This window comes from Algoriphagus jejuensis (assembly GCF_039523455.1).
Classification (GTDB): domain Bacteria; phylum Bacteroidota; class Bacteroidia; order Cytophagales; family Cyclobacteriaceae; genus Algoriphagus; species Algoriphagus jejuensis.
This window is the reverse complement of the sequence record NZ_BAAAFI010000014.1, coordinates 69,855-77,731: the sequence shown is the minus strand read 5'-3', so window position 1 is coordinate 77,731 and position 7,877 is coordinate 69,855. Positions and strand designations below refer to the sequence as shown.

Genomic DNA, 7,877 nt, shown 5'->3' with positions numbered 1-7,877 from the left:
ATTTTCTTCGTGTGGTCATCACAGTAAATTTAAGGGGTTAATCATAACTTAATTTACTGTCCCGTTTTTGGGGGAATGCTCACTATTCTTCCTTCGTCCTAATCCCACCTCGGCTAGTCTATTGTCTTGCTGGGTTGAGGTTCCGTGGACGCTGGGTGTAATTTGCAATTACACCCTAATATTTTTTGAATCCAGTACAGCTGTCGGGAGTAATTCTTTTTCCCTATGAGTTCAACCCTTTTAGGGTTGTCGTCCACCGCTTGACCCTCATTTCCCTAGCCCGCGATAGCTATCGGGGTCACCTAGGGTTATTGAAAGGTTCGACCACTCCGTGGTCATTATCCCCAATAGTCGATTATACATATCCCGACCCCTGATAAGGGGTCAAACTTCTCAATAGCCGCGGGTTGGTGGGTGAGATTGTCGAACCCCAACCCGTGGATGTATCGATTAACATCAAATTCCCGACCCCGAAGGGTGTCGAACCTTATCACTTGAAAGATATACCTTCCGAAGGTACTCCACTACCTTTTTTACCTACAGGTGTACCTTCTGAAGCTAGTCTTTTCACCTTTTTGCGGACAGCTGTATCTTCTTAGAAGAAGTAGTTTGCCTTTTAGCTGACAGAGTTTACCTTTTTACAGACAGTTCTCTCTTTTTTGGGAACAGCTGTCCGCTATTTACAGACAACTGTACCTTTTTTGATGAAGCAGTTTACCTTTTTGGGAACAGTTGTTTCCTTTTTACTGACAGGGTTTACTTATTTGGGAACAGGTTGAGGCTGTTTACACAAGCGATTAGGTTTAGAAGGTAGTCGCTTAGCTTCAGGAGGTAGCTAGGTAAGCAGGGGAGGGCAAAAAAAAATCAGGCCGATTGGTTCGGCCTGATAGGTAACAACTTTTACCAGGTCAGGATACGACAGGAGTCTTCTTTCTCTTGCCTTGCCCTGCAAAGCGCTTGGCCAGATCTTCCTCGATTGGCTTGGCATCAGGGTAGTTCATCTTGACCCCAAACTGCGTCCCTCCGTAGTAGCCCAAACAGTCGGCGTACAATTCGGACCCTGCTTCCATGATGGTATCACTGAGATTACTCTGCAGCTGATCCACTAGGCGAAGGATTGGAACGAGTTGGTTCCACGTTTTCCAGTCCTTTTTCATTTCCTTCGGATCGATAATCGCCGGGAGAAATTGTGGGTTGGAATCGATGTAATCCAGGACCTTGTCTACAAAGGGCCCAGAACCGTCACCCATCTTGAGCATCGTACGACGTTCCTCTGGGGTCAATGCAATCAAGTGAGAACCCAAAAGATCCATGATTTCCTTCAGGAGGTCCTTCACTTTTGTGATATCCGCATCCGGGATATCGACCGAAACTAGGTTTCTTGTACTCATAGCTAAAAGTGTTTAAATGTGAAAAATGAATTGATTACTAGTAAGTTAATGATAACTTAAAATGAAAGATAATATTTAGGTGCATTTTTAAATAAAAATTAGTGGCCACAATTATTCTATTGTGCAATAGATAATTCTGTATATCCAATCCATTTTTGTGCACACAAAAATTGCCCTCGTGGTTTGTTTTTTTTTTCCACAAGTGCGGAAGGCTGCAAACTATGTTTCGTCGCCGAAGTATCAATTGAAAAAAAATAGCTACTTTTTCACCACCATAACACTAAATCCTACAGCTATGAAATTACTATTTACCAGCCTCACCCTGATGATGACCCTGATCGGGTCTTCTTTATTGTCCCTCAATGAAACGCTCAGAGATTCCTATTTCGACGGCAAATGGGAAGTCCTGATCAAAGAGACCCCGCAGGGAGACGCGGTCATCCCGATGCGCTTTGAGACGGTGGATGACAAGACCGTGGGCTACTTCATGGAAGATGCATCCGGTGCTGAGGTCAAGATGAGCTCGGTAACGGTGACGGGAGATATCCTCAATGCCGCGTTTACGATCTCCGGATACGACGTCACCCTGGATCTGAAAAAGGTCGATGAAGATTTCTCCTCCGGAAGTCTCATGGGCATGTTTACCGCGGAAGCAAAAAGAGTGAAGGCCTCCAGCTAATTTCGGTTGGCATAGACTCCCCAGCAAAAGAAAGGCTAGCCGAGGAACCGGCTAGCCTTTGTGTTTTTGGACTTTTTCGGATAGCACATGCTGGTCTTTTTCTCCCAGCAGACACCCAGGTTCTCGGTAGGCCGGAGGAGGCTAGTAGCCGACGGCCTTGTCGTCACCCCTTGGATCCGCTCCGCCTTCCAGCTTGCCGTCAGACAGAACCAGGATCGCGTCCACTTTGCCTATGATAGGGCTGTTCGCTTCATTGATCAGATAGTCCTTCGCTTTGAGGGCTTGGATCAAGGTGGAGTCAAAAGAACCCGGTTCGAAATTGATCAAGTCCGGCAGCCATTGGTGATGGAATCGGGGAGACTCTACGGCCTGCTGCATCCCCATGTCAAACTCGGCGACGTTAAGGATGATCTGCAATACCGAGGTGATGATGGTCGATCCACCAGGGGTGCCGACGACCATCCAAAGTTTACCCTCCTTTTCCACGATGGTGGGCGTCATGGAGCTCAGCATGCGTTTGCCGGGGGCAATGCTGTTGGCTTCGGCACCGATCAGGCCAAACATATTGGGTACACCGGCCTTGGCGCTGAAGTCATCCATTTCATTGTTCATGAAAAAGCCCAACTCATCGATGTAGAGCTTGGATCCATAGCCTCCGTTGAGTGTGGTGGTGACCGAGACGGCATTGCCTTCTGCATCCACGATGGAGTAGTGAGTGGTCTCCATGCTCTCTGCAAACTCAAGGCTTCCGTGGGCGATCTCCTCTGATTTGGTGGCTTTGTCAAGGCTGAAAGATTCCATCCTTGACTTGAGGTAGGACTTGTCGAGCAGCTGCTCGACGGGGATCTCTGTGAAGTCGGGGTCTCCGAGGTAATAGTTGCGGTCGGCGTAGGCGCGACGCTCCGCTTCCACCAAGAGCTGCACATACTCCGGAGAATGATGCCCCAGCTCCTGCAGGTCATAGTCTTCGATCATTTTGAGGATTTGTGCCAAAGTCATCCCTCCGGAGCTTGGCGGTGCCATGGAGATCACCTTCAGGTCCCGGTACGGAAATACCAAGGGCTCTCTCCACTTGGCCTCGTATGCAGCCAAATCGTCCTCGGTGATGATGCCGCCTTTTTGCTGCATGTGCGCCGCGAGGATTTGGGCAGTTTTTCCCTTGTAGAATTCATCCCGACCGTTTTTGGCAATTCTCTCCAAGGTGGCCGCTAGGGTTGGTATCCTCAGCGTATCCCCGGACTTGATGTCTTGGTCAAAAAAGGTTCCTGCGCCGTTGGCTTCCACAAATTGGCTCCTTGACCGCTGGAACCGTTCAGCCTGCCGCTCCGTGACCACAAATCCGCGCTTAGCCAAGTCAATGACCGGCTGCAGAATCTCCTCGGGACTCAGCTTCCCAAATTTTGCCTGGGCTTCAAATATCCCGGCGATCGTGCCGGGAACTCCCGATGCCAAGGCTCCTTTGGTGCTTAGATTGGGCAAAACCTCCCCGTTTTCGTCCAGGTACATGTCTTTGGTCGCTGCTCCGGGGGCTTTCTCCCGATAGTCAATGGAGCCTACAGACCCGTCGGCCATGCGATACACCATGAATCCGCCACCTCCCAGATTTCCTGCGAAAGGGTAGGTCACCGCCAAAGCCATTTCGGTGGCCATCATGGCATCAAAGGCATTGCCTCCTTTTCGGAGTACCTCCAGTCCAATCAGGGAAGCTTCCTCCCTTGCTGAAACGACCATGGCCTTTTCCGCGATCAGCCCTCTGCTTACCTCGGGTGTTGATCCTTTTTCCCCGCAGGAAAAAAGGACCAAAACCGCAAAAATCAGGGCTATTGGTGTCGTCTTTTTCATCACTCCTTATCCAAAAGCGTACTGTTGAATAGCTTCAGGATGCGCTTGTATTCGTCTGTCCAGCTGCTTGGCTCCACAAATCCGTGGTCTTCTACCGGATAGACGGCCATTTCCCAGTTGTCTTTGCCCAGCTCGATCAAGCGCTGTGAGAGTCGCACGACATCCTGAAAGTGCACGTTGACATCCACCATTCCGTGGGCGATCAGGAGATTTCCCTGTAGGCCTTCGGCAAAATAGATAGGAGAGGACCGGCGGTAGGCGATGGGATCTTCTTCCGGCGTATTGAGGATATTGGCGGTGTAGCCGTGGTTATAGTGCGCCCAATCGGTCACCGAGCGCAGTGCCGCACCTGAGGTGAAGACATCGCCGTGGTTAAACAAGGCCATCAAGGTGATGAATCCGCCATAGCTTCCGCCGTAGATCCCGATCTTGCCGGGAGTGACTCCGTGCTCAGCCAGAAGGAATTTGGCGCCGTCCACTTGATCGGAGAGGTCTTTTCCGCCCATATGACGGTAGATGCCCGTTCTCCAGTCACGTCCATAGCCCGCCGACGCGCGATAGTCGATGTCCAAGACGGTATAGCCGAGATCGGTCAGCAGGTTGTGAAACATGTATTCACGGAAGTAGCTGCTCCACCATTTGTGGACATTTTGCAGGTAGCCTGCGCCATGGACGAAGATCACGGCAGCTCCGTTTTTCTTGGAGGCTTCCGGCAGATAGAGTCTTGCCGGAACTTGTGCCCCATCCTGAGCGGCGAACTTTACGAGTTGGGGATCTCTCCAGTTGTAGGCTTTAAATTCTTCACTTTGACCTGCGGTTAATTTTTGGGCTTTCGTACCAACCTTATTGTCTTGAAGATATAGCTCAGCCGGGATATTGCTGTAGGAATAAATGATCGCTAGTTTTTTCTCATCGGGAGAAAGTGTGACGTCGTTGTTGCCAGTCATGGAAGTAAGTTTTTCCATCGCTCCACCTAGCACAGGCATTCTGTAGAAATGTCTTTCTCCTGGATCGACTTCAGACGTGGTCAGGTACCAAGACTTTTTGTCTTTAGACAGAAAAGGGCTGAATACCTCGAATTTACCCGATGTGAGCGCTTTTTTAACACCAGTCGTCACATTCAACAAGTACAGATGAGAATAACCACTCTCTTCTGATTGGAAGTAGATGTGCTGATTGTCAGGTAGCCAACCCAAGGTACCTCCACCAAATCCGCCGCCAACTCCCGGTCCGCCTACCCAGGCTTCATCGCGCTGCCTGTCTAGGGTTTTAAGTTCTCCGGTTTCCAGATTCACTTCCGTGATCCAGCGATCCTTGTTGTCAAATGATCTCGCTTGTATGATTGCGTGTTTTCCATCTGGAGAAAAAACAGGACTGGAAAGTGTCACTGAGCGTTCTTTTTCCTCCCAGGTTTTCTCTGGATAATCTTTGACGTAGTCAGGTAAATCCTTGATGCCGGGCAGATCGGTCACCGAAACAAAATAGACGGTGTCTCTGGTGAGATCATAGATGCCGATTTCTATCTTGCTTGGACTGTTTCCGACTTTTGACCGAGTATTTAGATCCTCGGTGTATCCGGACGCATCCACGTAGTTGGGTACTGCCGTGTTTTTGTTGGTGGCAGGAGTGAAAATGGAAAATGTAGCAAATTTCTCATCCGGAGAAAGTTGCAGATTAGACAGGTTTTTTCCTCCAGTGTAGTAGGTGAACTCCCCGGCATTTTCACGGATAGATTCCCGATACGCTTTGGACTTATCCTGAGCTTCTTTCCGCTCTCGTACTACACCAAGTAGTGCGAGATTTTCAGTTTCTACAAAACCAGTTTTTGCATCTTTGGCCGTGTCTCCCCCAGCCGGCTTTGAGCCGGTCGAGATGTTGGTGACTTTGTTGATGCTTTTGGTAGTGCGATCGAAGACGTAGATATTTCCGCCAGAACTGAATGCAATGCGGTTTTCATCGGCAAGAAAACTGAGATTGGAAACTGGTTCAAACCAATCAAAAAGTGTTGCACTGGCCTTTTTCTTTTGGTCATCCATCAGGATCGAATTGTCCTTGCGGTAGATTCTCAGGCTATAGTCTGAGTTGAACGTGGACTGAGGTTTGGAGAGGGATTTTTCCTCCGTCCAATGAACTTTGGAGATCTGCGCCGGATTGGCCAACTCAATCTTGTAGAGGGAATCGGCCGGGTCAGCGTTCAGATTGTATTGGAAATAGATCTGCTTGCTGTCGTCGCTCCACTTGGGAGAAGAAGGAAAGGTGCCCATCCACTTGGGGTCACGCATGATGTAGTCGACACTGAGGTTGGATTGAGCCGATGCTTCTGCGAGTAGTAAAAGAAGAATCGGCAGAAGAAGTAGTTTTCTCTGCATGGGAAAGGGTGAAAGGTTTCTAAATTTTAGACAATTGACGAAACAAACTTGGTTAGCTCAGCTTCAATGATCTTGATTTGAGCTTGGAGAGATTCATTCAATGGGGCGGAGGACTCTAGATTCGCTTCGATTTCTTCCAGAGTTTTCCTGGTTTTGATCGCTCCGATGTAGCTCATACTAGGCTTGGCTTTATGGCATCTCTTTTTGATGGAGGCAAAGTCGCCGCTGGTGTAGAATGATTCCAGTGCTTTCAAATCTTTAATATTGGTATCAAGAATGATTTGGATCATTTCCCGGATCATACCCGGATCATCGTCACCAAAATACTGATAAATAGACTGCTCACTGATGAGTTGGTACATGTGCGGAAAAAGAAGGAAATAAATTGATAAAAATTAGGGTTGATCCTAGAGAGTAAATTAAAAAACATTTTTCAAATCGGAGTAATTCTTTTACATGAGTTGCGATTTTGGGAGGAGCAAAAGTCCACATTTTGTAATTTCACCTTTTGTTAAGACTGCCCTACGAATTCATGACCAAAAACAAGAAAATATTCCTTGCTGTATTCGTCGTCTTCATGCTGATCATGTTTTGGATCGGATATGACATCTCCCGACGTACAACGTTCCCAGGTTCCAAAGGAAACCTCGAAGAGCGGATATCTGAGACGCCTGAGACCGAAAATAAGTGAATCAAATGGAGCGGTTAGAAACTTCATGGCGCTGGCCTATACGGGTGGGTACAAACAGCTGAAATTCTCTCCGGCAAAAAGACACCAAGATGGAAAACCTGATGACCAGGCAACTCGACCTTATTTTGAAAGAAGGGGGAGCAGCATACGATTGGCAAACTGAGTTGGAATTGAATCCAAAATTCCTGGATACGAAAGGGAAAAGCTGGCTAGGCGAGCTTGTTGACGACTTGGGTGGGAGAACTAGTCTACCGCTGCTGCAGAAACTTAAGTTTGATTTTAAGCTGGGGAGAACCCTGATCACTTGGGACGATGAGTTGCATTTCAACCGATATAGATTAGCGACCTTCCGTTCGGAAATGTACTCCGAATGGACGTTTTCATTTGTCGAGGGACACAAAAGGCTTTGTCGTGCATTCGAAAAAGAGTGTCTGAAAGCAGGAATGCAGTATCGAATCTGGACCGGGCCACCAGTTGCCAAAGCTGTCTTTGGTGAAGCTTCAGATTCTGGAGACCTTACCGGAAATGGAGCGATTGGCTGGAAGTTATTGGCCTATAACGATGCGCAGTACGACCTTCAAACCCGGATCCACGGCTATAAATTGATTCGGCTCTCTCCCTACGAAACGCTCATGACTGGCGGCTCGCTGAAGCGGCTGGATCAGCTTCTAGTAAACCCCAAAGAAGAGCAGCGAGCTATGTTGTTCAACTGGTTGAAAAGGAAGATAAGTAGCTAAATATTAGTATCAAGACGAGAGTATCAAGTATCAAGACGGGAGTATCGAGATTTTAGACGGGGAGAGACCAGCAAAATTGATGTCGCCTCGCCTTTGCGAGTGAGGCACGAGCGAAGCAATCTTTTTTACAAAGAAGTCACAGTTTCTTAATGAGCAGGGAATAGCAAG

General features: G+C 48.2%; 7 protein-coding genes. 3 read left to right on the top strand and 4 right to left on the bottom strand.

Going from position 1 to position 7,877, the window contains the following annotated elements; all coding sequences use genetic code 11:
- Positions 1-908 precede the first annotated feature (908 nt).
- The gene (locus ABD031_RS13245) at positions 909-1,391 is read right to left on the bottom strand and encodes a hypothetical protein (protein WP_343852229.1); all 483 of its coding nucleotides are present in this window, start codon (positions 1,389-1,391) and stop codon (positions 909-911) included.
- Positions 1,392-1,686: 295 nt separating this feature from the next.
- Here ABD031_RS13245 and ABD031_RS13240 point away from each other — a divergent pair, with 295 nt between their 5' ends.
- Positions 1,687-2,070 (top strand): hypothetical protein, encoded by a 384-nt coding sequence (locus ABD031_RS13240; protein ID WP_343852227.1) that lies wholly within the window; start codon positions 1,687-1,689, stop codon positions 2,068-2,070.
- Between the two features lie 141 nt (positions 2,071-2,211).
- Here ABD031_RS13240 and ggt read toward each other — a convergent pair whose 3' ends face one another.
- From ggt to ABD031_RS13225, 3 genes are read right to left on the bottom strand one after another with little or no spacing between them, the layout of a single operon-like run.
- The gene (gene ggt, locus ABD031_RS13235) at positions 2,212-3,912 is read right to left on the bottom strand and encodes a gamma-glutamyltransferase (RefSeq protein WP_343852225.1); all 1,701 of its coding nucleotides are present in this window, start codon (positions 3,910-3,912) and stop codon (positions 2,212-2,214) included.
- Positions 3,912-6,281, bottom strand: a complete 2,370-nt coding sequence (locus ABD031_RS13230) for a S9 family peptidase (RefSeq protein ID WP_343852223.1) — start codon at positions 6,279-6,281, stop codon at positions 3,912-3,914. Before ABD031_RS13230 ends, ggt begins: the two co-directional genes overlap by 1 nt.
- Before the next feature lie 26 nt (positions 6,282-6,307).
- Positions 6,308-6,643: an Hpt domain-containing protein gene (locus ABD031_RS13225; protein WP_343852221.1), complete on the bottom strand. Its 336-nt coding sequence runs from the start codon at positions 6,641-6,643 to the stop codon at positions 6,308-6,310.
- 170 nt (positions 6,644-6,813) lie between these two features.
- Here ABD031_RS13225 and ABD031_RS13220 point away from each other — a divergent pair, with 170 nt between their 5' ends.
- Together ABD031_RS13220 and ABD031_RS13215 are read left to right on the top strand one after the other, a co-directional pair.
- Positions 6,814-6,972 (top strand): hypothetical protein, encoded by a 159-nt coding sequence (locus ABD031_RS13220; protein ID WP_343852219.1) that lies wholly within the window; start codon positions 6,814-6,816, stop codon positions 6,970-6,972.
- Positions 6,973-7,061: 89 nt separating this feature from the next.
- Positions 7,062-7,709, top strand: a complete 648-nt coding sequence (locus tag ABD031_RS13215; RefSeq protein WP_343852217.1) for a DUF7255 family protein — start codon at positions 7,062-7,064, stop codon at positions 7,707-7,709.
- Positions 7,710-7,877 lie beyond the last annotated feature (168 nt).

What these genes read in the sequence shown, in the direction of transcription:
- ABD031_RS13245 (WP_343852229.1), bottom strand. Translation starts at nt 1,391, where the DNA reads ATGAGTACAAGAAACCTAGTTTCGGTCGATATCCCGGATGCGGATATC.
- ABD031_RS13240 (WP_343852227.1), top strand. Translation starts at nt 1,687, where the DNA reads ATGAAATTACTATTTACCAGCCTCACCCTGATGATGACCCTGATCGGG.
- ggt (WP_343852225.1), bottom strand. Translation starts at nt 3,912, where the DNA reads ATGAAAAAGACGACACCAATAGCCCTGATTTTTGCGGTTTTGGTCCTT.
- ABD031_RS13230 (WP_343852223.1), bottom strand. Translation starts at nt 6,281, where the DNA reads ATGCAGAGAAAACTACTTCTTCTGCCGATTCTTCTTTTACTACTCGCA.
- ABD031_RS13225 (WP_343852221.1), bottom strand. Translation starts at nt 6,643, where the DNA reads ATGTACCAACTCATCAGTGAGCAGTCTATTTATCAGTATTTTGGTGAC.
- ABD031_RS13220 (WP_343852219.1), top strand. Translation starts at nt 6,814, where the DNA reads ATGACCAAAAACAAGAAAATATTCCTTGCTGTATTCGTCGTCTTCATG.
- ABD031_RS13215 (WP_343852217.1), top strand. Translation starts at nt 7,062, where the DNA reads ATGGAAAACCTGATGACCAGGCAACTCGACCTTATTTTGAAAGAAGGG.